The organism is Gammaproteobacteria bacterium, from assembly GCA_036383255.1.
Taxonomy (GTDB): Bacteria; Pseudomonadota; Gammaproteobacteria; order Natronospirales; family REEB76; genus DASUBN01.
Genome location: DASVOS010000009.1, coordinates 102789 through 124879, shown reverse-complemented (window position 1 = coordinate 124879; position 22091 = coordinate 102789). Strand labels below are relative to the sequence as shown.

The window sequence follows — 22091 nt, the reverse complement described above, 5'->3', positions numbered from 1 at the left end:
CTCTCCAGTGAAGTAGGGGTCCTAAACCTGGCGATGCATCCCTGCATCACCCGTTTCCACTGCTGTGTCACACGGTCGCTTGCGTATTTTCTGAGCAGTGCCTTGTCATAAGGCCGGTTACCCGCGTGCTAAACTGCCTGCCACGCGCTCCCGCGTACCGGCTACGGCCCAGCCATGAAATTCGACAAGATCAAGCCGCCCGCGGGCGGCGAGCCGATCCGCGTCAACCCGGATTCCAGCACCAGCGTCCCCGACCAGCCCATCATCCCGTTCATCGAGGGTGACGGCATCGGCATCGACGTGACGCCGGTGATGAAGAAGGTGGTGGATGCGGCGGTCAGGAAGTCCTACGCCGGCAAGCGCCGGGTCGAGTGGATGGAGGTCTACGCCGGCGAGAAGGCGGTGCAGCTCTACGGCAAGGACCAGTACCTGCCGGACGAGACCCTGCTGGCGCTGCGCGAGTACATCGTGTCCATCAAGGGCCCGCTCGGCACGCCGGTGGGCGGCGGCCTCCGCTCCCTCAACGTGGCGATGCGCCAGACCATGGACCTGTACGCCTGCGTGCGCCCCATCCGCTACTTCCCGGGCGTGTCCACCCCCATGAAGGACTCGGAGCTCACCGACATGGTGGTGTTCCGCGAGAACACCGAGGACATCTATGCCGGCATCGAGTGGGCCGCCGGCACACCCGAGGTGCATAAGGTCATCGACTTCCTGCAGCGCGAGATGGGCGTGAGCGGCATCCGCTTCCCCTCCAGTTCCGGCATCGGCATCAAGCCGGTCTCGAAGGAAGGTTCCCAGCGGCTGGTGCGCAAGGCCATCCGCTACGCCATCGACAACGACCGCGTGTCGGTGACGCTGGTGCACAAGGGCAACATCATGAAGTTCACGGAAGGCGCCTTCCGCAACTGGGGATACCTGGTGGCGAAGGAGGAGTTCGGCGCCGTGGACATCGACGGCGGCCCCTGGTGCAGCTTCAAGAACCCCAAGACCGGCAACGATATCGTGGTCAAGGACGTGATCGCCGATAACTTCCTGCAGCAGATCCTGATGCGGCCGGAGGATTACGACGTGATCGCCACCCTCAACCTGAACGGCGACTACATCTCCGATGCGCTGGCGGCCCAGGTCGGCGGCATCGGCATCGCCCCGGGCGGCAACATCGGCGACGGTTACGCGGTCTTCGAGGCCACCCACGGCACCGCGCCGGGCTTCGCCGGCAAGGACCGGGTGAACCCCGGCTCGCTGATCCTGTCCGCCGAGATGATGCTGCGCTACCTCGGCTGGAACGAGGCGGCCGACCGCATCATGCACGGCATGGCCCGCACCATCGCCGCCAAGATCATGACCTATGACCTGGCGCGGCTACGCGAGGCCATCCGCGTGCCCAAGCGCGAGATCGCGGCGCGCAAGAATGTCGAGGAGAAGATGCAAAGCCTGATCCCCGGCGCCGAGCTCGTGGGGACCTCCGGCTTCGGCGATGCCATCATCGAGCACATGGACTGAGGACGCATGGGATGCGGGGACAGGATGTCCCAAGGGAGTGTTTGGATTAAGCTGTGCGGATGAACTGCCGCTGAGGCGGCACAAGGGGTAAGGATGATCGGCGTCCTGTTGGTGGACGATCACAAGCTGATCCGGACGGGCATCAAGCTCATCCTGGATCAGACTACGGACATCCGCGTCCTCGGTGAGGCTTCCTCGGGGGAGGAGGCGGTAGAGCGCGCCCGCGCCCTCAAGCCCCAGGTCATCCTCATGGACGTGTCCATGCCCGGTATCGGCGGCCTCGAGGCCACCCGCAAGCTCGCCATGAGCCTGCCCGAGACCCGCATCATCGTGCTCTCGGCCCAGACCGCCGAGCCCTTCCCCATGAAGCTGATGGAGGCGGGTGCCTCCGGCTACATCACCAAGGATTCCGCGGAGGACGAGATCGTCACCGCCATCCGCCGCGTGCATGCCGGCGAGCGCTATATCTCGGCCGAGATCGCGCGCCAGCTGGCGCTCCAGGCGGTGAACCGCACCGCAGGCGGCTCGCCTTTCGACCAGCTCTCGGCCCGCGAGATGCAGGTCATGATCATGGCCACCGGCGGCCACTCGGTGCAGGACATCTCCGACAAGCTGCACCTCAGTCCCAAGACCGTGAGCACCTACCGCTCGCGACTCTTCGAGAAGCTGGGCGTCTCCAACGACGTCGAACTCACGCGCCTGGCTCTGCGCTACGGCATGATCGAGGAGAAGACCGGGGGCGGTACTGGCGCGGGCTGAGCCTGCACCGCATACTCATGGGACCCGCCGGGGTCCCGTGCATGAAGAAATCAGACACCATATTCAATAAGCACTGCACGATCTGCCCGCGCCTGGCTGGGTTCCTCAAGGACGTGCGCAAGGAACATCCCGGCTATTACGCCCACCCTGTGCCGCCCTTCGGCGACCCGAAGGCAGGCCTCGTGGTGGTAGGGCTCGCGCCGGGGATGCATGGGGCCAACCGCACCGGGCGGCCCTTCACCGGCGATTACGCCGGCATCCTTCTCTATTCGACCCTGCACAAGTATGGCTTCGCCAACCAGCCCGAAGGCGCCTCGCCGGATGACGGCCTGAAGCTCAAGGATTGCCGGGTCAACAACGCGGTGAAATGCGTGCCGCCGGCCAACAAGCCCAAGCCGGAGGAGATCCGCAACTGCAACCGCTACCTCATCGCGGATCTGCACCACACCGCGGAGGGCACGGTGATCCTGGCCCTGGGCCGCGTCGCCCATGAGGCGGTGCTGCGGGTCTACGAGCTGAAGCAGTCGCAGTTTAAGTTCAAGCACGGAGCCGAGTACGCGCTGCCGGGCGGCCGCATCCTTCTGGATTCCTACCACTGCAGCCGCTACAACACCCAGACCGGCCGCCTCACCACCGCCATGTTCCACAAGGTGGTGGCACGGGCCCGCAAGCTCGTGCCGTGAGCACGCCGACCTTCGACAGCGCCCGCTTCCTGGAGTCGATGACTGGCGCGCCGGGCGTGTACCGCATGTACGGAGGCGGCGGTGAGATCCTCTATGTCGGCAAGGCGCGCAACCTCAAGAAGCGCCTGGCCAGTTACTTCCGCGCCAGCGAGTCGAATCCCAAGACCCTGGTGATGCGCAACCAGATCACGGATGTGCAGGTCACGGTAACCCACACCGAGACCGAGGCCCTGCTGCTGGAGAACAACCTCATCAAGCAGCACCGGCCGCGCTACAACGTGGTGCTGCGGGACGACAAGACCTACCCCTACATCCGGCTCGACGATTCGCATCCGTTTCCCCGGCTGATGCTGTACCGCGGCCGGCGCAGGGAGGGCGGGCGCTACTTCGGACCGTATCCCAGCGCTTACTCCGCCCGCGAGACCGTGGTGCTGCTGCAGAAGCTGTTCTTGCTGCGCCAGTGCAACGACGGCTTCTTCCGCAACCGCAGCCGGCCCTGCCTGCAGTACCAGATCAAGCGCTGTTCGGCCCCCTGCGTGGGTCTCGTGTCCCAGGAGGACTACGCCCGGGACACCGAGAATGCGGTGATGTTCCTGCAGGGCAAGACCGGTGAGGTGGTGGAAGCGATGGTCGAGCGCATGGAGCAGGCCTCGGCCCGCACCGAGTTCGAGCTCGCCGCCCGCTATCGCGACCAGATCGCGAGCCTGCGCCGCACCGCGGAGCACCAGCACATCTCCGGCGAGGGCGGCGACTATGACGTGGTGGCCGCCGCCGCGCGCGCCGGCGTGGCTGCGGTGACCGTGATGTTCGTGCGCTCCGGGCGCCAGCTCGGCAACCAGGTCTTCCACCCCCGCGTCAGTGGCGAGGAGAGCACCGCCGCCGTGCTGGATGCTTTCCTGCCCCAGTACTACCTGGGCCGCGACATCCCGGCGGTGATAGTGGTGGCCGAACCCATCGAGGATGCGGAAGTCGTCGCCGAGGCTCTCACGGGTCAATCGGGCCACTCCGTGGAGATCCGCGACAGCGTGCGTGGCGAGCGCCGCCGCCAGGTGGAGATGGCGCGGGTCAACGCAGAGCAGGCGCTGTCGCTGCGCCTGGCCATGGACGCCGGCATGCGCCGGCGCTTCGAAGCGCTGCAGGAGGCGCTCGAGCTGGAGCAGATGCCGACCCGCCTGGAGTGCTTCGACGTCAGCCACACCATGGGCGAGGGGACCGTCACCTCCTGCGTGGTGTTCGACACCGAGGGTGCACGCAAGTCCGACTACCGGCGCTTCAACATCGAGGGCGTGGAGGGCGGAGACGACTACGGCGCCATGCGCCAGGCCCTGACGCGCCGCTACACCCGCCTCAAGAAGGGCGAGGGCCTGGTGCCGGATGTGCTGTTCATCGACGGTGGCAAGGGCCAGCTGCACGAGGCGGAGAAGGTGCTGGAGGAACTGCAGGTGGAGGGGGTGTTCCTGGCGTCCATCGCCAAGGGCCCGACCCGCAAGCCCGGCTTCGAGCAGCTTTTCTTGTCCGGCCGGGAGGCCCCGCTTATACTCCCTCCGGACTCACCGGCTTTGCACCTCATCCAGCAGATCCGTGACGAGGCGCATCGTTTCGCCATCACCGGTCACCGGCAGCGGCGCGCCAAGGCGCGCAACACCTCGCCGCTGGAGGAGATCGGGGGGCTGGGGCCGAAGCGCCGGCAGGCCTTGCTCAAGCACTTCGGCGGCCTGCAGGGCGTGACCCGCGCCGGCATCGAGGACCTGGCCAGCGTGCCCGGCATCAGCCGCGAGCTGGCCAAGCGCATCTACGGACTGTTCCACGCGGAAGAGTAGGGAGACGGCGTGATACTCACCTGGGCGAACCTGCTGACGTTGCTGCGCATCGCGCTCATCCCGGTGCTGGTGGCGGTGTTCATGATGGAGCGGACCTGGTCGCCCCTCGCGAGCTGCGCGATCTTCGCGCTGGCAGGCGTGACGGACTGGTTCGACGGCTACATCGCGCGGCGCTTCAACGAGAGCTCCGCTTTCGGCCGCTTCCTGGATCCGGTGGCGGACAAGCTGATCGTGGCCACCTCGCTGCTGTTGCTGCTCTCCCGCGAGACCACCACGTGGATGACGCTGGCGGTCATCATCATCGTCGGCCGCGAGATCACCATCTCGGCGCTCCGGGAGTGGATGGCGGAGATGGGGCGGGCCAAGCACGTGGCGGTGTCCTTCGTCGGCAAGGTCAAGACCACCATGCAGATGCTGGCCATCGGCTTCATGCTGTTCCGCAACCCGTTGGGGCAGTTCGACGTGTACGGCGCTGGCGTGGCCATGCTGGTGCTGGCGGCGGGCCTCACCCTCTGGTCCATGTGCATGTACCTGCTGGCAGCCTGGCCGGAGCTGAAACGGGCCTGAAACCCGCCCCTGCGCCTTGACACCCCCGCCGGGGGCCCTAGAATAGTCGCCCTTATGCGGGAATAGCTCAGTTGGTAGAGCGCAACCTTGCCAAGGTTGAGGTCGCGAGTTCGAGCCTCGTTTCCCGCTCCAGATCCACCAAGAACCTCGGCCGCCACGCCGGGGTTTTTGCTTGTTGGAGCCCCGGCGAGGGCTTCATGTTCAGCGCAAGACCCTGAAATTACCCCTTCTATGTGGTAGATTTCCGGGGTTTTCAGGTTCCAGACGGCTAGGTGGCAGAGTGGTCATGCAGCGGCCTGCAAAGCCGTGTACGCCGGTTCAATTCCGACCCTAGCCTCCAAATAATCACTCAGTACCCTTGGCGCCCCTTTTGCCTGGGTGGCGGAATTGGTAGACGCAAGGGACTTAAAATCCCTCGACTGAAAGGTCATGCCGGTTCGAGTCCGGCCCCGGGCACACCTCCATGAACCAAGAGCTCGCAGCCCAAGACCTCGGCCTCTGGCGCGGCGAGCGCTGCCTGTGCCGTGGCATCTCCTTCAGCCTCGCGGACGGTTCCCTCATGCAGTTCGCCGGCCCAAATGGCTCCGGCAAGACCAGCCTCATGCGGGCGGTGGCGGGGGTAGGACGCCTTGACGAGGGGACGGTGATCTGGAACGGCACACCGATCCAGCGAAGTGAGGAATACCGGAGTAGCTTGGCCTATCTTGGCCATCATAATGGGCTCAAATCCCACCTTTCTTCGATAGAAAATTATGTTTTTTATCAATCGATTAAAAGTAATCCTTCAGAAATTGGAGCACAGGAAGCCCTGAGCCGTCTTGGCCTTCCGGAAGAGGCTCAGGGGCGTCCGGTGATTCAGCTGTCCATGGGCCAGCGCCGTCGCGCAGCCTTAGCCCGTTTGCTGGGAGCACGCACCCGGATCTGGATCCTGGACGAGCCCCTGACCGGCCTGGATGTGGACGGCGCCGCCCTGGTGACCGGCCTGCTGGCCGGGCATGCCCGGCAGGGTGGCATGGCCATCATCGCCACCCACCAGCCCCTCGCGCCGGAAGGCGTGCCGCTGCAACGCCTCGAACTTAGGGCCGCCGCATGAGCCGCGCAGTCAGCGCGCTCCTGGTCCGGGACCTCAAGCTCGCCTACCGGCGGCGCGGCGAGGTGCTGACGCCGGCCATGTTCTTCATCCTGGTCACGATACTGTTCCCGCTTGGGCTCTCGCCCCAGCCGGAGCTCCTGCGCAGCATCGCCCCTGGGGTGCTATGGACGGCGGCGCTCTTGGCGGGTCTGATCGGACAGGAGAGCCTGCTCAAAGGGGACTTCGAGGACGGCAGCCTCGAACAGCTCGCGCTCGCGCCGCTGCCCCTCGAGCTCACGGCGCTGGCGCGGGTCGCGACACATTGGCTCACCACGGGACTGCCGCTGGTGATCCTCGCGCCGCTGCTGGGTCTCATGCTCGACTATCCCGTGCAGGCGATGGGCACGCTGGTCTTGAGTCTCCTGCTCGGCACCTCTATCTTGAGCCTGCTGGGTGCCGTGGGTGCCGCTCTCACCGTGGGCCTGCGCCAGAGCGGCATGTTGCTGCCGATCCTGGTGCTGCCGCTCGCGGTACCCGTGCTGATCTTCGGCGCCCAGGCGGCGGCGCAGGCGGCACATGGTGAGGACCCCGCAGGCGCGCTGTACCTCATGGCCGCGCTGCTGGCGCTCGGCCTCACCCTGATACCTTTCGCCATCGCCGCGGCGGTGCGCGTCAGCCTGGAGTCCTGATGGCCGCGCTGAATAACAAATACGGCTGGGCCTGGTTCCACCGTTTCGCTTCGCCACCCTACCTGTACCGCGTGGCAGGCTTTCTCATACCGTGGTTCGCCTGGCCCGCGGCAGTGCTGATCGCGGCGGGACTCTATGGTGGGCTGTGGAGCTCGCCACCGGATTACCAGCAGGGCGACGGCTTCCGCATCATCTATATCCACGTGCCGAGCGCCTATCTGTCTATGATGGGTTACGCCATCCTGGCCGTCGCCTCGGCGGTGGGACTGGTCTGGCGCATGAAGCTCGCCCATGCGGTGGCCGCCGCCGCTGCCCCGCTCGGCGCCTCCTTCACCTTCCTCGCGCTCGTCACCGGCGCGCTCTGGGGCAAGCCCATGTGGGGCACGTACTGGGTCTGGGATGCGCGGCTCACGTCGGAATTGATCCTGTTGTTCCTGTACTTCGGGTTCATCGCGCTGCAGCGCGCTTACGAGGACTCGCGCAGCGGCGACCGCGCGGCGGCGGTGCTGGCGCTGGTCGGTGTTGTGAACCTGCCGATCATCCATTACTCGGTGGTGTGGTGGAACTCGTTGCACCAGGGCGCTACGGTGTTCGTGGGCCGGGGATCCGACATCGCGCCCGGCATGCTGTGGCCGCTGCTCTGCATGATCTTCGGCTTCACCCTGCTGTTCGCCGCCTGCCTCGCCCGCAGCGTGCAGGCGGAAGTGCTGGAACGCGAGCGCGGCGCCGCCTGGGCGGCGGAGGTCGCATGAGCTCCTTCCATGAGTTCCTCACCATGGGTGGCTACGCCGCCTACGTGTGGCCGGCCTACGCCCTCGCCGCAGCGGTGGTGCTGTTGAACCTGCTCGCACCGGGCCGGCGCCTGAAGCGCGTCAAGGACGGCATCCGCCGCCGCAAGGGGGCCGCATGACGCCCGCGCGCCGCCGCCGCCTCGTCATCGTGATCGTGCTGCTGCTGGGCATCGGCACCGCCGTCGCGTTCGGGCTCACGGCCTTCCGCAAGAACATCCTCTATTACTACACGCCCACCCAGGTGGCCGCGGGCGCAGCCACCGCCGGCCGGCCGTTCCGCATGGGCGGTCTCGTGGCCATGGGCAGCGTGCAGCGCGAGTCTGGCACCATGACCGTGCACTTCGCCCTCACTGACATGCAGAAATCGGTGCCCATCACCTACACTGGCATCCTGCCGGACCTGTTCCGCGAGGGACAGGGCATCGTGGTGCACGGCAGCCTCGGCGCCGATGGCCGTTTCACCGCCGACGAGGTGCTGGCCAAGCACGACGAGAAGTACATGCCGCCGGAGGTGGCTGCCGCGATCCGCAAGGCGAAGCAGCAGGCCGCAGCCGAGGACGAGAGCAAACCCTGAAGTCAGACAAGTGAGGAGGAAGACGATATGCGCATGCAAGGATCGATGGCCGGTGCCCTGATGCTCGCGGCCCTGTTCCAGGTGACCGTGGCCCATGCCAACGGCGGCGAAGCGGTGTTCAAGGCGAACTGTGCGAGCTGCCATGGCAGCGAAGGGCAGGGCACCACGGGACTCGCACCGGCGCTCAAGGGGGACAAGTTCCTGTCGGGCAAGCGCGATGACGTGCTCGCCACGGTGCGCGACGGCCGCAGCGGCGCGGACAAGCACTTCAAGGAGCTGCAGATGCCGATGCCCGCCTGGAAAGGCACGCTCTCGGATGCGGACCTGCAGGCTGTGGTGGACTACATCCGCGGCGACCTCCAGAAGCACAAGTAAGAACGCTCATCGAGAGAAGACGGCGGCGGCCGGGTTAGAATGGCCGCCGCTGTTCCATTGAAAGATCTCCGATGATCCCCGAACTCGGCCACCTCGCCCTGATCCTTGCGCTCGGCCTTGCTGCGGCCCAGGCTTGGTTCGGCCTCGCCGGCGCCCAGCGCCGTGACGGCGTGTGGCTCGCCGTTGTCCGGCCGGCGGCGGTGGCCCAGGCATCATTCGTGCTGGGCGCGTTCGCGGCGCTGGTCTACAGCTTCCTCACGAGCGACTTCTCCGTCGCGTACGTGGCGGAGAACTCCAACGTGGCGCTGCCCTGGCCCTACCGCATCACCGCGGTGTGGGGCGCCCACGAGGGCTCGCTGCTCCTGTGGGTAACTGTGCTGGCACTGTGGACCCTGGCGGTGGCGCGCTTCAGCCGGCACCTGCCCCAGGAGTTCGCGGGCCGCGTGCTCGGCGTGATGGGCCTCGTCACCCTGGGCTTCTGCCTGTTCATGCTCACAACCTCAGATCCCTTTACGCGCCTACTGCCGGCGGCGGAGCAGGGGCGGGACCTCAACCCCATCCTGCAGGACCCGGCCATGGCCATCCACCCGCCGATGCTCTACATGGGCTACGTGGGGTTCTCGGTGGCTTTCGCATTCGCGGTGGCAGCCTTGCTGGGTGGCCGCATGGATCCCGTGTGGGCGCGCTGGTCGCGGCCATGGACGCTCATCGCCTGGCTGTTCCTCACCTTCGGCATAACCCTCGGCAGCTGGTGGTCCTACTATGAGCTCGGCTGGGGCGGCTGGTGGTTCTGGGACCCCGTCGAGAATGCCTCCTTCATGCCCTGGCTGGTGGGTACCGCGTTGGTGCACTCCCTGGCGGTGACGGAGAAACGCGGGGCGTTCAAGAACTGGACCGCGCTGCTCGCCATCGCCGCGTTCTCCCTCAGCCTGCTCGGCACTTTCCTGGTCCGCTCCGGCGTGCTGATCTCGGTGCATTCCTTCGCCAGCGACCCCAAGCGCGGCATCTTCATCCTGGCCATGATCGGAGTGTTCGTGGGCGCGGCACTGACGCTCTATGCCTGGCGTGCGCCGACGCTCGCGCGCGGCGGCGGCTTCGAGGCCTTCTCCCGCGAGACGCTGCTACTGCTCAACAACATCTTCCTGGTGGTGGCGGCCGCCTCGGTGCTGCTAGGCACGCTCTACCCGCTATTCATGGATGCCTTCGGCCTGGGCCAGCTCTCGGTGGGTCCGCCGTACTTCGACGCAGTGTTCGTGCCGGTGATGCTGCCGTTCCTGATCCTGCTCGGCATCGGCCCCTACGTACGCTGGAAACATGGTGATCCCGCTGCCACGGCCCGGACCCTGCGCATCGCCGGCATCGCCGCGCTCCTGGCCGGCGTCGTCTCGCTCGTCTTCATGCATGGGGAAGGCGCGTTGATGCTGGGGGCAGGAGCGCTGCTGGCGGTGTGGATCGGCGGCAGCGCGTTCATCGAGCCGCTCGCGTACTTGCGCCGCCGCCGGCAGGGCCGTCACGCGACCCTGTCCCGTGCGACCCTCGGCATGTGTGTGGCGCACCTGGGTGCTGCGGCGTTGGTGCTGGGCATCAGCGTCACCAGCCTGCTGGGCATCGAGCAGGACCGGGTGATGCGTCCGGGTGAGACTGCAAGCGTCGCGGGCTACGACTTCAGCTTCGAAGGCGTGCATCCCGAGACCGGGCCTAACTATGAAGCCCGCCAGGGCATCTTCCGGGTGAGCCACAAAGGCCGTGCGGTGGCGGAGATGCGTCCCGAGAAACGCGCCTTCACCACCACCGAGACCACCGAGGCGGCCATCGAGCCGGGATTGTTCCGCGACTTCTATATAGCGTTGGGCAATCCCCTGGACCAGGGTACCTGGAGCGTGCGCATCCAGTACAAGCCCCTGGTGCGTTTCATCTGGTTGGGCGGCCTGTTGATGATGCTCGGGGGCATCCTCGCCGCCAGCGACCGCCGTTACCGCCGCACGCGCGAGACCCCCGCACGCGCAGAGTACGCATGAAAAAGCTCGCCCAATACACGCCCTTCATCCTGCCGGGACTGGTGCTCCTGTTCCTCATCGGCCTGTTCGCCCGGGGCCTGTTCCTGGATCCCAGCAAGGTGGAATCCCCCCTCATCGGCAAGCCGGCCCCGGCCTTCTCCTTGCCGGAACTCAAGCAACCGGACAAGCGGCTCGACCAGGGCCTGTTCCAGGGCCAGGTGACGCTGCTCAACGTATGGGGCGCCTGGTGCGTGGCCTGCCACGAGGAACATCCGGTGCTGGTGGAGCTGGCGGCGCGCAAGCTGCTGCCGATCTACGGCTTGGATTACCACGACGACCCCCAGGCGGCCTTGGCCATGCTGGAGAAGGACGGCGACCCCTACACCGCAGTATTGTTCGATGCCAGCGGCGACGTGGCCATCGACTGGGGCGTGTACGGTGCGCCCGAGAGCTTCCTGGTGGACAAGCACGGCATGATCCGAGACAAGTACATCGGCCCGATCACGCCTGAGATCATCGAGACGCGGCTCGTCCCCATGCTCAAGCAGCTGCAGGCGGAGCCGTGAGGGCTGCGTTCGCCATCCTCGCACTTCTGTACGCGGGCTTGGCCCTCGCCATCGACAGCGAGCCTCCCTTCGCCGATCCCGCGCTGCAGGCGCGCTACGAGCAGCTCACCCACGAGTTCCGCTGCCTGGTGTGCCAGGACGAGACCGTGGCGGATTCCAACGCGGAATTAGCGGCGGACTTCCGGCGCCAGATCCATGGGATGGTGGAAGCGGGCAGATCCGAGGCCGAGATCCGGCAGTACATGGTGAGCCGCTACGGCAACTTCGTGCTCTACAAGCCGCCGGTGCGGGGCAGCACTGCGCTCTTGTGGGCAGGCCCTTTCATCCTGCTGTTGCTGGCGCTCACCGTCGTGGCGCGGGTAGTGCGCCGCCGCGCCAGTGCGGAGGAAGGTTCGTCGTGATGTTCTTCGCCGTCGCCGGAGCCATGATCCTCGCCGCCGGCCTCGCGCTGGCACTGCCGCTGTGGCGGGCAGGCGTGAAGCCCATGGCAGGCGCCGCCGCAGCGAACCGCGAGGTGCATGCAGCACGTATCGCCGAACTCGAGCAGGACCTGGAAACCGGCCGCCTCTCGACGGAAGATCACGCGGCCGCGCAGCGCGACCTGGAAGCGGACCTGGCTGCCGCCGGCGCGGATGAACCCGCTTCGCGCGGCGTCCAGCCGCGGCGGGTCACCGCGGGCATCATCTTCGCGGGCCTATTGGCGCTGGCGGGTTCTCTCTACTGGTTCTATGGCAATTGGCGCGTAGGGGCCGAAGGCGTGGACGTGGCGTCCCGCGAAGCGGTGCTGCAGATGGTGGCGGACCTGGCCACGCGGTTGCAGACACCGGAAGGCAAAGACGACCTCAAGGGCTGGGAGATGCTCGGCCATTCGTACATGATCATGGGCCGCTACGGCGATGCGTTGCAGGCCTTCTCGCATGCGCGCGAGCTCACCCGCGATGCCGACCCTGAGGTCCTGGCGGCGTATGCGGAAGCGGTGACCCTCGCAGAGCCGGACCTGTTCATGGACAAGGCAGCGCCGCTCTTCGAGAAGGTGCTCACCTTGCAGCCCGCCAACGTGCAGGCGCTCTGGTACGGCGGTCTCGCCGCCGAGCAGCGGGGCGACAAGGCGCTGGCGGTGAAGCGCTGGAACGGCATCCTGGCCCAGGATCCACCCGCGGACTACCGCGCCTACATCTCGCGCATGATCACCGAAGCGGGCGGCACGCCCACGACGGCAGCCGCCACGGGCATCCGGCTACGCCTGAGCCTTGCCGCGGCGCTGGCGGCGAAGCTTTCGCCCGATGCCGCGGTGTTCGTGTATGCGCGGCCGAAAGGGCAGGCGGGCGGCCCGCCGCTGGCGGCGCGGCGCCTTAAGCTCTCGGAACTGCCGGCGGACATCAGCCTGAGCGATCAGGACTCGGTCATGCCCGGCCGCGTGCTCTCGGCCTACGGAGACGTGGTCGTGAGCGCGCGAGTCTCGAAGACCGGCACCGCCGAACCCCATGCCGGCGACTTGATGGGGCAGGGCGAATGGAAGAAGGCGAGCGATGAGCCGCTCGCCATTGTCATTGATACGGTCGTGAGGTAATCAGTGGCCGGCTGTCGCTGGAGCCGGTGCCGCATTCTCGCTGAGGCCTAGTACCGCTGGCCCCTGTTCGAACACGACATCCACGGGGATGTTGGCCTTGGATAGCCTATCCAGGTCCGCCTGCAGTTCCGGCTGGATCACGCCCTGCTCATCAGTCAGCTTCTTGGCGGCGGCGTAGTCGCCGTCGCCCTGGATCGTGAGGAGTTTGGCGGCGAGCGCCTTAACCGCCGCGTGCATCTTCTCCGGGTCCACCTTGTAGCGGCCGCTCGCCGGGTCGCGGCTGAACGCGCCCATCTGGCTGAAGAAGTTGAAGCGCACCATGTTCGCCTTGCCGTGGGCGTCGCTGGCGCCGAAGCGCACCGAGCGCAGGATGCCGGCCAGGAAGGTCACGTAGTTGTCCTCGAGCTTGGCCTTGTCCAGCTCGCCGTGGTCAGCAAGCCATTCCACGAGGTAGAGGCCCAGCACGTCGGCCTTGCCTTCCTCGAAGCTTCCGGCGTAGTCCTTGAGCGCCAGGCGCACCGTGCCCTTCTTGTTGACGGTGTTCTTGATGCCGATGCCGTGCGCCACCTCGTGGAACATGGTGTTCTGGAAGAATGCCTCGAAGGTCACATGGTTGAGCTGCTCCGGCACGATCAGCTCCTTGGCGATCGGCACCATGATCTTGTCGAACTTGGCATGGATCACGTTCTCCATCTGCAGGCGGCGCGTGCCCTTCTTGAGCTGCACTTCCTCGTCGTTCGGCAGGTTGTCGGCAATGGTCTTGGCGCCGGTGTTGGCATCGCCCGCGTAATAGATCGCGTTGTAGGCGCCGAGGTCGGAATCGCTGCCGGGCTTCTCCTGCTTGTACTTCGGTGGCACCGGCAGGTCCTTCTGCAGTTGCGGCAGCAGGGCGGTGAAGCGCGCGAGCTTGGCGGACCATTCCGTGTCCTTCAGCAGCACGAAGCACTCATAGGAGGTCTTGTAGCCGAACAGGGCGTCCTGGTAGGTCTCGATGGGCCCGATGATGGTGTCCACCGCGTTGTCTTTCATGTCCAGCCAGGCGAAGTCGCTCTCCTGGTACTGGTCGGTGCGCAGCGACTGGGCGCGCAGCGAGAGGTACTTGCGCAGGCCGGGATTTGAGGAGAGCGCTGAGGCCTGGTTGAGGAGGTCCGAGGCATGCGCCAGGTCATCCTTGTAGGCTTCGTGGTACGGCACCACCATGAGCCCGCCCTTGGCATCGCGCCGCAGCAGCGTGTAGAGACCGTCCTTGCCCGGCAACTTGGCCTGCTTGAACTCCTCCTCGGTCATGTCCGCTGGATAGAAGTTCGCGCCCAGCGGCTTCTTGCCGACGCCGGCGACGAAAGGATGATCGCCATTGAGGCGGTCCCAGGGGCCGTAGTTGTACTCGACCAGGGTGCGGGTGGCCGGATCCTTGATGCCGGCCAGCAGCGTGTCCTTGTCGCCATAGGTCTGCTGCCAGAAGATGCGGTCCATCACGTCGCCCGCCTCGATGAGCTTGAGCAGCATCTGCTTCTGCTGGGCATCGAAGCCGGAGAGGTCTGCGGTGAGCTGCACGCGCGCGTAGTCGTCCAGGTGTTGGGCGGCGTAGGAGGGCGCCGGCTTGGCGGCGGGCGCCGCCGTGGTCACGGCCGCCGGGGCGGGGGCAGGGGCCTTGCCGCAGCTGGCCATCGCCGTGGCCACCAGGAGGAAGAGTGCAGTCCGCTTGCCGGCAGTCGTCATCGTCATGCTCCGCAGGGGAAACCTTGGGATGGGACGCGGGGACGGGCAATCCGATGACAGCCGGAACGCGACGGCGTCCGGCCCCCTCATCCGTGCCGGGCTTGCTCCCCCTGAAGGAGCCTCCCGGACCTGTTTGTGGAAGCTACGCTTTTCTATAGATGCGTGTCGAGATAATGCTCGAGGGCGTTGTAGCTGCCCGGCTCGAAATCCGTGAATTGGACACCGATCCGGAACTCATCCTGGCCCCCTGCCCGGACCGAGACCACCCGGCCGAACAGGCCCAGCTTGGACTGGTTCTCGGGCATGTCCGGGACCGTAACCCGGACCCGAATGGGCACGTCATGGGCGGCCTTGGTCTCCAGGCCATGGGGGCTGATCCGGTCCATGGTGGGCTGGTCGCAGAGGATCTGGAGCCCTGTCAGGGAGATGTTGGCGGCGATGGCCGGGAAGCTGCTGCCGTCCTCGCAGAGGATGCGGATCGAGTGTTCGGTCTCGATGCGGTCGAAGGTGCGTTTTTCTTCTGACATCAGTCGCCCGAGGACCGTGCCGCGTCGATGCGGGCGCCCATTGTAGAGGCTTGGCTCCGCTCCGCACAGTGTGAGCAGGAATGCGCCAGGCCGGTCTGACATGCACATCCAAACTCGCTCAGCTTTCGCATCTAAGCGCCGGCTCCCTAAAGCTTTATAGGACGACTTGCAGAGGCCCTCGCTTCGGTATGTCCACACCCGCCTCCACTGCTCTCAGGCCAAATCAGGAGCAGGGCAGTTCCCCGCCATCTCATCAGTAATCCTAATCACTCTGTTTGGGTCACGGTAGCGGTGGCGAGTTATAAATAGTATTAAATATCAAACAGATGAGTTTCATTTCTCTAATCAACTTGCAATGTGTGGAACAGGGCAGCGTGTCGCCCGCATAGCCGCCGCTTGCCCATCTCCATACCTCATTAATCTTACATAATATACATTATGCGCATTATAGGGATACGTCCAGGAGGTGCTTTAGGCGGCTAAAGCGCCCTCAATCTGATTCCCATCTCGTCCATCCGGTCACCCCTCCCTGGCAATCTGTGACCGAGCACCGAGCATCCAGCCCAGGAATGGTCAATCGTGAGCCATCGTCACTCTTCCCACGAGGATGTCTCGCGCAATGGACATGCAGATCGGTGCTCGCGGCCACGCGGGCAATGCCCAGGGATCCCTTTACCGGAGGGAATTCGAGAAGCTGCTGGCCGGTGTCGGCGTCGAGATAGACGGCCCCAACCCCTGGGACATCCAGGTCCACCACTCCGGCTTCTACCAGCGGGTCTTGGCCCATGGTTCCGTGGGCATGGGCGAGTCCTACATGGAGGGCTGGTGGGACTCTGAAGACCTGGACGGGATGGTCTACCGGCTGCTCATGGCCAGGCTCGATGACCATCCCACCTGGGACCTCAAGCTGGCCGCACTGCGGGCACGGCTCTTTAACCAGCAGAGCCGATCGAGGGCCTTCGAGGTGGGCCGGCGCCATTACGACCTGGATACGGAGCTGTACCGGCGCATGCTGGGCCGGCGCCTGGTGTACAGCTGCGGCTATTGGGCCGAGGCCCGCGACTTGGATGCAGCCCAGGAGGCCAAGCTCGAGCTCGTGTTCCGCAAGCTCGGCCTTGAACCCGGCATGCGGGTGCTGGACATCGGCTGCGGCTGGGGCGAAGCCCTGCGGCTGGCAGCCGAACGCTACGGCATCAGCGGCGTCGGCGTCACGGTGTCCCAGGAGCAGGCGGTCTATGCGCGCGCGCTCTGTCGCGGCTTGCCGCTGGAGTTCCGGCTCATGGACTACCGCGAGCTGGACGAGCGCTTCGACCGTGTGTTCTCGATCGGCATGTTCGAGCATGTGGGCTACAAGAACTACCGCACCTACATGGAAGTGGCGCGGCGTTGCCTGACGGACGACGGCCTGTTCCTGCTTCACAGCATCGGCAGCAACCTCAGCGTGCATGAGACCGACCCCTGGATCGCCAAGTACATCTTCCCGAACGGCATGCTGCCTTCCATCCGCCAGATCGGCGAGGCCACCGAGGGCCTGTTCGTGATGGAAGACTGGCACAACTTCGGCGTGCACTACGATCGCACCCTCCTCGCCTGGCGCGAGAACTTCCTGCGCAGTTGGGGCATCCTGCAGGAGCGCTTCGACGAGACCTTCCGCCGCATGTGGATGTTCTACCTCAGCTCCTGCGCCGCCTCGTTCCGGGCCCGCAAGAACCAGCTCTGGCAGGTCGTGCTGTCGCCCCATGGTGTCGCAGGCGGCTACGTGGCGCCCCGCTGAGGATCCTCGAAAAGCATGAGGCCGCCGCCGGCATCACCGGCGGCGGCCTCTTTCATGTCTAGCTGCGTATTAGCGCGGCGGGTTGTTGATGTTGAGATCGCTGTGGACCGATCGCACGCCGGCCACGCTCTGGGTCGCGGAGATCGCCGCGGTGGCCATGGCAGAGCTCGGCACGTCGCCACTCAGGGTCACCACGCCTTCGTCGGCATCCACGTTGATGTAGTGGGAGTCCACGCCAGGCGTGCTCGCGAGCGTGGCGCGCACGTTGTTGGCGAGGGTGAGGTCATCCACGTCGCCGGCCTGGGCCGTGGCGTTGGGACCGGTGGTCGTGGTGGTGGTCGTGGTGGTGACGCGGCGGTTCATGTCCTCATGGTCGGTGGCGCAGCCCGCAAGGCTGAGCAGCATGGTCGAGGCTACCAACATGACGGAAAACGTTCTTATGGGCTTCATTGAAGATGCTCCTTATAGGTTTGGGATGAGTCGTGCCGGGCCGCAGCAGGGTACACACGTCCCCCGCCCGTCCGGACAGTCACCGCCGGAAGCGTAGGCTCCCGGCGGTGACGGAAGTCAGCGCGGAGGCTGGGAGCCGGAGACGTTGAGCTGGTTCTGCACCGAAGACACGCCGTTCACGCCCTGGGCGGCCTGTACGGCCGCGTTGGCGGCATCCTGGCTGTCCACGTCGCCGCGCAGCGTCACCACGCCGTCACTGGACTGCACGGTGATCTGGTTGGCTTTCACGCCCGGGGTGTTCGCCAGGGTGGCCTGCACGTTGTTGGTGAGGGTCACATCGTCCACCACCGCACTGTTCGTGCTGGTGGCCGACGACTGGTCGGAAGTACCGGTGGACGCGACTGACTGGTCAGAGGAAGTCGTCGACTGGTCCGTGGCGCCGTAGCCGGCGTTGTCGCGGGTGGCATGGTCCGCGCAGCCGATGGCGGCGGCCAGCATCGCAGCGGCGGCCGTGGCGGTGGTGATCTTGATCAGGGTTTTCATCATGTGCTCCTTGCAGCTTTATCCGTTATTTCAGGTTCATCGGCGGGTGGGCGGGTACACGGTGTCCGGGTACCTATGGGACATCATGTGCGTGCGGGAAGATAATTTCCGTGCAGTAACTCACAAGGACGCGGGACATATCGTCAGGTGATCACCTGAGTCCCACGCCTCACCGCCGCTCAGTGCAGCGCCTGCGTCCTCTGGCCGAGATGTGAGTGCAGGAAACGCCCGACCTGGTAGACCATCAGACCGCGCGCGAGCCAAGTCCTCAACCGCGGCAAGCGGGAGCTTAGTGCCAGCATGCCAGCGAAGGCGGGGATGCCCATGACCTTGGGGCCGGTACGCAAGGAACCCGCGAGGTCCATACCGACGTCGAACCAGTGGAGGGGATGTTCCAGCCGTTCCCGCGCCGCCGCCAAGGTGGCCCGCTCGTCCGCGGCACGGTCCACCAGCATCGCTCGCCGGCGCCGCAGGGCCGCCAGCCGGCCATCCCGCGGGGATTTCACGGCTGCAGCCCCACCTGGTCCTTGCGCAGTTCATCCAGGGTGGCGGCGAACAGCGGCGAGCGGCGCATCAGCCGCTTGTAGAGCTGGGTGGCCGACACGCCGCCGAGCAGCAGGTACGCGAGCGAGACACACACCAGTGCCGCCACGCGGTGGTCGTCCCAGAACACCACGACCACCAGCAACGACAGGAAGATCAGTGCCAATGCAGCGAATAGCAAGGTGCAGGCGGCCCAAGCCACGATCGAGCCCAGACGCAGCCGCTCCTCCTCCAGCTCGGTGGCGAGAATCTCCAGGCGCGTGCCGACGATCGCGACGAGGGTCGCGAGGAAGGTCTTGGCCGAGGCCAGCACGCCTGGCCGCGGCGCCGCAGCGCCTACTCCCAGCTGCCCCGCTTCCATCGTCATCTCGACGACGAACCCCGGGTCAGCAGGAAGCCGAGCACGAAGCCTACGCCGCCGGCGATGAACGCCGATTGCCAGGGGTTCTCCTGCACGTAGGTATCGGTGGCCTTGGCAGCAGCGCGCGTGCGTTCCATCACCCGCTGCTCCGCATCGGTGATGCGGGTCTTGGCCTCCTCCAGGCGGTTGGTCATCTTGTTGCGCAGCGCCGCCAGCCTCTCGCCGCCCTGGTTCGCTGTGGCACCCAGCAGCTCTTCCGTGTCCGCGATGAGGGCCTCGAAGTCGGCAAGCAGCTTCTCCTTGCTCGCCTGCGGTATCAGGCCGTTGTTAGCACTCATCTCATTTCTCCTGTCGTTTGCATGGTTGATGATGCCTGTCCGCCGGATCCGGCCGTCAGATCTTGGGCCGGCCACGGCGCGAGATGCCGAACACGAGGGACAGCAGGAACAACACGACGAAGATGAAGAACAACACCTTCGCGACGCCCACCGCGCCCGAGGCGATCCCGCCGAAACCGAAGATGGCGGCGATGATGGCGATTACGAGGAACACTCCAGTCCAGTAAAGCATGTGCGGCACTCCTGTATTTCTTGTGTGCTCGAAAGCGAAACTACAGGGTGCTGCCGGCTGTTTCTGTGCTGCCGTGCACAGAGCCGTCTGGAGCGCGGTGTTTCAGGTCGGAGGCATCGGGTGATCACCCGATGCTCGTGCATGCCGGCGGCGGGTTGCCGCCGGGACGATCAGGTGCCGGTCTCTTCCGCGATGATGGCGGAGAGGTCCACGTTGTGCGCCTTGGGATCCACGTTGCCCTTGAGGCCCCACCGCGTCACCAGGCTGGCATCCATCGTGGCGAGGCTGAGCAGCATGCGCGGCCGCGTCTCCTTGCCGCGCTCGTCGCGCACCACCATGATCACGGGCTTGAGGCGTGAGGCCGGCGTGGAGGACACCACCACCGCCAGCGCGCCGTTGTTGCACTGCACCAAGCTGCCGATCGGGTAGATGCCGAGACAGCGGATGAACTCCTGCACCAGATCCTTGCCATAGGCATCGGCGCCTTCCGTGCGCAGCACGGCGAGTGCATCCGCCGGCGTGAGTGCCGCGTGATATGGGGTCTCGCTGGTGAGGCTGTCGTAGGTATCCACCATGCCGACGATGCGCGCGCCCAGCGGTACCGCGTCGCCGGCGAGGCCGTCGGGATAGCCCTTGCCGTCTATGCGCTCGTGGTGGTGACGCACGATCTCCAGCACCTTGTCGGGCAGCTGGCGGGTGAGCTTAAGGACCGCCTCGCCATCGACGGGATGCTTGCGCACCACCTGCTGCTCGGCCTCGGTGAGCCCGCCGGCCTTGTCGAGGATGGCCGGAGGCACGCGCACCTTGCCGATGTCATGCAGCATGGCGCCCTGCCCCAGTATGTTGAGGTCCACCTCGGAGAGGCCGATATGCTTGCCGAAGGCGATGCACAGGATCGCGGAGTTGAGGCAGTGGCTGGCGGTGCGCTCGTGCTTGAGGCGCAGGTTCGCAAGCCAGAGCATGGAGTTCGGGTTGGCGGTGACCGCGCTCACCATCTGAGTGACGGCGCCCTTGGTCTCCTTGGTGTCCAGCGTCTTGCCGAGGCGCGCTTCGTCCAGTACCCGGCTGATGTTGGTACGGGCCATCTGCTGGGCCTGCACCACCTCCTTCATCTCGCGCTTGAAGGGAGTCGCGTCTGCCGGCCCGCGGCTGGTGATGGTGGTGCTCACGCCGCCGCCCGTGACCGGGCGCGGCGCAGGCGCCTTGAGGGAGGCCGGCGTGGACTGCACCTCGTCGATGTAGACGAACTGGCACTCCTCGCGCAGCTTCGCCAGGTCCTCGTCGGTCTCGATGCCGAAGCCCTGGAACAGGAACGAGCTCTTGTCCCAGGGCTTGTCCAGCTCGGCCACGTACATGCCGATCACGAGTTCAGACACGTTTACCTTGCGGCGCATCGTCGGTCCTTGGAACTGCAGGCGGGGCTCAGGCCGGCTCCGAGCCGGCCAGGGCCGGAGCCGTGGCGAATGGGATATCGGTCGGGGGGATTTTACCTAATTTGGCCGGTCAGGCCCAAGGCCGCCCATCGGCACCCGGCGGCACCGCGGGGCATGGCGAGTCGTGGACTAGAACTGGATCTCTTCCAGGATGACCTGCCACATGTCGATCCCATAATCGAGCGGGTCCACCAGCCGCTGGATGCCCCAGCGTTCCGCCAGCTCCTCATCGGAGTACTTGGACAGGTCGTTGAGCATGCGGGGACGCTCCAGCCGCCCTTCCTCGTTGCGCACGAACATGATCAGGGGCTTGAGCCGCGCGCTGGGGTTGGAGCCCACCACCATCACCACCGAGCCGGAGTTCAGCTCCACCAGGCTGCCCACGGGGTAGGTGCCCAGGCAGCGGATGAATTCCTCCACCAGTTCCACGCCGTACTCCTCGCCGGCCTGGTTCTTGAGCACCCGCAATGCGCCGGTAGGCGTCATGGGACGGCGGTAGTAGCCGCCGGTCATGCTGTCGTAGGCGTCGGCGATGGCAACCATGCGCGGCAGGTCCGGCAGGCTGCCTCCGAACAGGCCTTCGGGGTAGCCGCTGCCGTCGGCGCGCTCGTGGTGGTAACGGACGATGTCCAGCACCGGCTTGGTGAGCTGGCCGGCATCGAGCATGTCGTGGCCCTGCTCCGCATGGCGCCGGACGACCTGCATCTCATCCGGCGTGAGTCGCGAGGGTCGTTCCAGTATGGAAGACGGCAGGTGGGCTTTGCCGAGGTCATGCAGCATGCCGCCGAGGCCGAGCGCCATGACATCACTGCGGCTCATGCCGCGATGCCGGCCGAACACCATGGACAGCACCGCCACGTTGAAGTTGTGGCAGGCATTGGCCTCCTGCGGAAACTGCAGGTTGGTGATCCACAGCAGCACATTGGGGTTCTTGGCCAGGCTGTCGAAGATGGCCTGCACGACCTCCTTGGCGATGTCGAGGTCGAGTGGGCGCTTGGCCTGCACGTCCTCGAACAGCCACTGCAGACAGGCACGTGCGCGGCCGTAGAGCCTGGCGCCGTCGCGGATGTTGGAGGTGAAGTCGGACTTGATCCTGCGCTCCTGCTGGAGCGCATTGCGGATATCGGTGGTCGTGTCGTCCGGCCTGAATGCGGTCTTGGCCATGCCTCTCCCCCACTGTTGCGGCACGCGCAGCGGCGTCG

At 65.9% G+C, this 22091-nt stretch carries 26 protein-coding genes and 3 tRNA genes; 19 read left to right on the top strand and 10 right to left on the bottom strand.

Features of this window, described 5'->3' with window-relative positions; all coding sequences use genetic code 11:
• Window positions 1-174: 174 nt before the first annotated feature.
• From icd to ccmI, 18 genes are all read left to right on the top strand, one after another.
• Entirely contained in the window at window positions 175-1506 is a 1332-nt protein-coding gene (icd, locus tag VF651_05260) for an NADP-dependent isocitrate dehydrogenase (GenBank protein ID HEX7965105.1), read from the top strand.
• A gap of 93 nt (window positions 1507-1599) precedes the next feature.
• The gene (uvrY, locus tag VF651_05255; GenBank protein HEX7965104.1) at window positions 1600-2265 is read left to right on the top strand and encodes a UvrY/SirA/GacA family response regulator transcription factor; all 666 of its coding nucleotides are present in this window, start codon (window positions 1600-1602) and stop codon (window positions 2263-2265) included.
• Between the two features lie 41 nt (window positions 2266-2306).
• Window positions 2307-2948 (top strand): uracil-DNA glycosylase, encoded by a 642-nt coding sequence (locus tag VF651_05250; protein ID HEX7965103.1) that lies wholly within the window; start codon window positions 2307-2309, stop codon window positions 2946-2948.
• A 38-nt stretch (window positions 2949-2986) separates the two neighbouring features.
• A complete protein-coding gene (uvrC, locus tag VF651_05245; GenBank protein ID HEX7965102.1) occupies window positions 2987-4768 on the top strand; it encodes an excinuclease ABC subunit UvrC in 1782 nt (593 codons plus the stop codon).
• A gap of 9 nt (window positions 4769-4777) precedes the next feature.
• The gene (pgsA, locus tag VF651_05240; protein ID HEX7965101.1) at window positions 4778-5335 is read left to right on the top strand and encodes a CDP-diacylglycerol--glycerol-3-phosphate 3-phosphatidyltransferase; all 558 of its coding nucleotides are present in this window, start codon (window positions 4778-4780) and stop codon (window positions 5333-5335) included.
• 56 nt (window positions 5336-5391) lie between these two features.
• Window positions 5392-5467: transfer RNA gene (locus tag VF651_05235), tRNA-Gly, on the top strand.
• Window positions 5468-5601: 134 nt separating this feature from the next.
• Window positions 5602-5675: transfer RNA gene (locus tag VF651_05230), tRNA-Cys, on the top strand.
• A gap of 32 nt (window positions 5676-5707) precedes the next feature.
• Window positions 5708-5791: transfer RNA gene (locus tag VF651_05225), tRNA-Leu, on the top strand.
• Between the two features lie 7 nt (window positions 5792-5798).
• Window positions 5799-6428: a cytochrome c biogenesis heme-transporting ATPase CcmA gene (gene ccmA, locus VF651_05220; protein HEX7965100.1), complete on the top strand. Its 630-nt coding sequence runs from the start codon at window positions 5799-5801 to the stop codon at window positions 6426-6428.
• Window positions 6425-7096, top strand: a complete 672-nt coding sequence (ccmB, locus tag VF651_05215; GenBank protein ID HEX7965099.1) for a heme exporter protein CcmB — start codon at window positions 6425-6427, stop codon at window positions 7094-7096. The genes ccmA and ccmB overlap by 4 nt, the downstream gene beginning before the upstream one ends.
• Window positions 7096-7848, top strand: a complete 753-nt coding sequence (locus tag VF651_05210; protein ID HEX7965098.1) for a heme ABC transporter permease — start codon at window positions 7096-7098, stop codon at window positions 7846-7848. Before ccmB ends, VF651_05210 begins: the two co-directional genes overlap by 1 nt.
• Entirely contained in the window at window positions 7845-8006 is a 162-nt protein-coding gene (gene ccmD, locus VF651_05205; protein HEX7965097.1) for a heme exporter protein CcmD, read from the top strand. The genes VF651_05210 and ccmD overlap by 4 nt, the downstream gene beginning before the upstream one ends.
• Window positions 8003-8461 (top strand): cytochrome c maturation protein CcmE, encoded by a 459-nt coding sequence (gene ccmE / locus VF651_05200; GenBank protein ID HEX7965096.1) that lies wholly within the window; start codon window positions 8003-8005, stop codon window positions 8459-8461. Before ccmD ends, ccmE begins: the two co-directional genes overlap by 4 nt.
• A 33-nt stretch (window positions 8462-8494) precedes the next feature.
• The gene (locus VF651_05195) at window positions 8495-8836 is read left to right on the top strand and encodes a c-type cytochrome (protein ID HEX7965095.1); all 342 of its coding nucleotides are present in this window, start codon (window positions 8495-8497) and stop codon (window positions 8834-8836) included.
• A gap of 71 nt (window positions 8837-8907) precedes the next feature.
• Complete coding sequence (locus tag VF651_05190; GenBank protein ID HEX7965094.1) at window positions 8908-10854, top strand: heme lyase CcmF/NrfE family subunit; 1947 nt, start codon at window positions 8908-8910, stop codon at window positions 10852-10854.
• Window positions 10851-11399 carry a DsbE family thiol:disulfide interchange protein gene (locus VF651_05185; protein ID HEX7965093.1) on the top strand — a complete coding sequence of 183 codons (549 nt, stop codon included), beginning with the start codon at window positions 10851-10853 and terminating at the stop codon, window positions 11397-11399. The genes VF651_05190 and VF651_05185 overlap by 4 nt, the downstream gene beginning before the upstream one ends.
• Window positions 11396-11800 carry a cytochrome c-type biogenesis protein gene (locus tag VF651_05180; protein ID HEX7965092.1) on the top strand — a complete coding sequence of 135 codons (405 nt, stop codon included), beginning with the start codon at window positions 11396-11398 and terminating at the stop codon, window positions 11798-11800. The genes VF651_05185 and VF651_05180 overlap by 4 nt, the downstream gene beginning before the upstream one ends.
• Window positions 11800-12969, top strand: coding sequence for a c-type cytochrome biogenesis protein CcmI (gene ccmI / locus VF651_05175; GenBank protein ID HEX7965091.1), 1170 nt, complete (start codon window positions 11800-11802; stop codon window positions 12967-12969). Before VF651_05180 ends, ccmI begins: the two co-directional genes overlap by 1 nt.
• Here ccmI and VF651_05170 read toward each other — a convergent pair whose 3' ends face one another.
• Window positions 12970-14637 carry a Zn-dependent hydrolase gene (locus VF651_05170; protein HEX7965090.1) on the bottom strand — a complete coding sequence of 556 codons (1668 nt, stop codon included), beginning with the start codon at window positions 14635-14637 and terminating at the stop codon, window positions 12970-12972.
• 203 nt (window positions 14638-14840) lie between these two features.
• Window positions 14841-15215 (bottom strand): PilZ domain-containing protein, encoded by a 375-nt coding sequence (locus VF651_05165; protein ID HEX7965089.1) that lies wholly within the window; start codon window positions 15213-15215, stop codon window positions 14841-14843.
• 619 nt (window positions 15216-15834) lie between these two features.
• Between VF651_05165 and cfa the strand changes: the two genes are divergently transcribed.
• Complete coding sequence (cfa, locus tag VF651_05160; GenBank protein HEX7965088.1) at window positions 15835-16989, top strand: cyclopropane fatty acyl phospholipid synthase; 1155 nt, start codon at window positions 15835-15837, stop codon at window positions 16987-16989.
• A 69-nt stretch (window positions 16990-17058) separates the two neighbouring features.
• On the opposite strand, the gene VF651_05155 is transcribed toward cfa, so the two are convergent.
• From VF651_05155 to VF651_05120, 8 genes are all read right to left on the bottom strand, one after another.
• Window positions 17059-17412 carry a BON domain-containing protein gene (locus tag VF651_05155; protein HEX7965087.1) on the bottom strand — a complete coding sequence of 118 codons (354 nt, stop codon included), beginning with the start codon at window positions 17410-17412 and terminating at the stop codon, window positions 17059-17061.
• A gap of 144 nt (window positions 17413-17556) precedes the next feature.
• Entirely contained in the window at window positions 17557-17982 is a 426-nt protein-coding gene (locus tag VF651_05150) for a BON domain-containing protein (protein HEX7965086.1), read from the bottom strand.
• A 179-nt stretch (window positions 17983-18161) separates the two neighbouring features.
• Window positions 18162-18488, bottom strand: coding sequence for a hypothetical protein (locus VF651_05145; GenBank protein ID HEX7965085.1), 327 nt, complete (start codon window positions 18486-18488; stop codon window positions 18162-18164).
• Window positions 18485-18886, bottom strand: a complete 402-nt coding sequence (locus VF651_05140; protein HEX7965084.1) for a phage holin family protein — start codon at window positions 18884-18886, stop codon at window positions 18485-18487. The genes VF651_05145 and VF651_05140 overlap by 4 nt, the downstream gene beginning before the upstream one ends.
• A 2-nt stretch (window positions 18887-18888) precedes the next feature.
• Window positions 18889-19224 carry a DUF883 family protein gene (locus tag VF651_05135; GenBank protein HEX7965083.1) on the bottom strand — a complete coding sequence of 112 codons (336 nt, stop codon included), beginning with the start codon at window positions 19222-19224 and terminating at the stop codon, window positions 18889-18891.
• Between the two features lie 55 nt (window positions 19225-19279).
• Window positions 19280-19456 carry a DUF1328 domain-containing protein gene (locus tag VF651_05130; protein HEX7965082.1) on the bottom strand — a complete coding sequence of 59 codons (177 nt, stop codon included), beginning with the start codon at window positions 19454-19456 and terminating at the stop codon, window positions 19280-19282.
• 170 nt (window positions 19457-19626) lie between these two features.
• On the bottom strand, window positions 19627-20850 hold the full coding sequence (locus tag VF651_05125; GenBank protein ID HEX7965081.1) for an HD-GYP domain-containing protein: 1224 nt from the start codon (window positions 20848-20850) through the stop codon (window positions 19627-19629).
• 168 nt (window positions 20851-21018) lie between these two features.
• Entirely contained in the window at window positions 21019-22053 is a 1035-nt protein-coding gene (locus VF651_05120; GenBank protein ID HEX7965080.1) for an HD domain-containing phosphohydrolase, read from the bottom strand.
• Between the last annotated feature and the right edge of the window lie 38 nt (window positions 22054-22091).

Bases quoted from the DNA above. Each gene is read 5' to 3' on its own strand.
- VF651_05210 (HEX7965098.1), top strand. From the start codon at position 7,096: ATGGCCGCGCTGAATAACAAATACGGCTGGGCCTGGTTCCACCGTTTC.
- ccmE (HEX7965096.1), top strand. From the start codon at position 8,003: ATGACGCCCGCGCGCCGCCGCCGCCTCGTCATCGTGATCGTGCTGCTG.
- VF651_05170 (HEX7965090.1), bottom strand. From the start codon at position 14,637: ATGGCCAGCTGCGGCAAGGCCCCTGCCCCCGCCCCGGCGGCCGTGACC.
- ccmD (HEX7965097.1), top strand. From the start codon at position 7,845: ATGAGCTCCTTCCATGAGTTCCTCACCATGGGTGGCTACGCCGCCTAC.
- VF651_05185 (HEX7965093.1), top strand. From the start codon at position 10,851: ATGAAAAAGCTCGCCCAATACACGCCCTTCATCCTGCCGGGACTGGTG.
- VF651_05165 (HEX7965089.1), bottom strand. From the start codon at position 15,215: ATGTCAGAAGAAAAACGCACCTTCGACCGCATCGAGACCGAACACTCG.
- ccmA (HEX7965100.1), top strand. From the start codon at position 5,799: ATGAACCAAGAGCTCGCAGCCCAAGACCTCGGCCTCTGGCGCGGCGAG.
- VF651_05135 (HEX7965083.1), bottom strand. From the start codon at position 19,224: ATGAGTGCTAACAACGGCCTGATACCGCAGGCGAGCAAGGAGAAGCTG.
- icd (HEX7965105.1), top strand. From the start codon at position 175: ATGAAATTCGACAAGATCAAGCCGCCCGCGGGCGGCGAGCCGATCCGC.
- VF651_05140 (HEX7965084.1), bottom strand. From the start codon at position 18,886: ATGGAAGCGGGGCAGCTGGGAGTAGGCGCTGCGGCGCCGCGGCCAGGC.
- VF651_05190 (HEX7965094.1), top strand. From the start codon at position 8,908: ATGATCCCCGAACTCGGCCACCTCGCCCTGATCCTTGCGCTCGGCCTT.
- uvrY (HEX7965104.1), top strand. From the start codon at position 1,600: ATGATCGGCGTCCTGTTGGTGGACGATCACAAGCTGATCCGGACGGGC.
- VF651_05120 (HEX7965080.1), bottom strand. From the start codon at position 22,053: ATGGCCAAGACCGCATTCAGGCCGGACGACACGACCACCGATATCCGC.
- VF651_05250 (HEX7965103.1), top strand. From the start codon at position 2,307: ATGAAGAAATCAGACACCATATTCAATAAGCACTGCACGATCTGCCCG.
- cfa (HEX7965088.1), top strand. From the start codon at position 15,835: ATGGACATGCAGATCGGTGCTCGCGGCCACGCGGGCAATGCCCAGGGA.
- VF651_05155 (HEX7965087.1), bottom strand. From the start codon at position 17,412: ATGTTGGTAGCCTCGACCATGCTGCTCAGCCTTGCGGGCTGCGCCACC.
- ccmB (HEX7965099.1), top strand. From the start codon at position 6,425: ATGAGCCGCGCAGTCAGCGCGCTCCTGGTCCGGGACCTCAAGCTCGCC.
- VF651_05130 (HEX7965082.1), bottom strand. From the start codon at position 19,456: ATGCTTTACTGGACTGGAGTGTTCCTCGTAATCGCCATCATCGCCGCC.
- ccmI (HEX7965091.1), top strand. From the start codon at position 11,800: ATGTTCTTCGCCGTCGCCGGAGCCATGATCCTCGCCGCCGGCCTCGCG.
- uvrC (HEX7965102.1), top strand. From the start codon at position 2,987: ATGACTGGCGCGCCGGGCGTGTACCGCATGTACGGAGGCGGCGGTGAG.
- VF651_05125 (HEX7965081.1), bottom strand. From the start codon at position 20,850: ATGCGCCGCAAGGTAAACGTGTCTGAACTCGTGATCGGCATGTACGTG.
- VF651_05150 (HEX7965086.1), bottom strand. From the start codon at position 17,982: ATGAAAACCCTGATCAAGATCACCACCGCCACGGCCGCCGCTGCGATG.
- VF651_05195 (HEX7965095.1), top strand. From the start codon at position 8,495: ATGCAAGGATCGATGGCCGGTGCCCTGATGCTCGCGGCCCTGTTCCAG.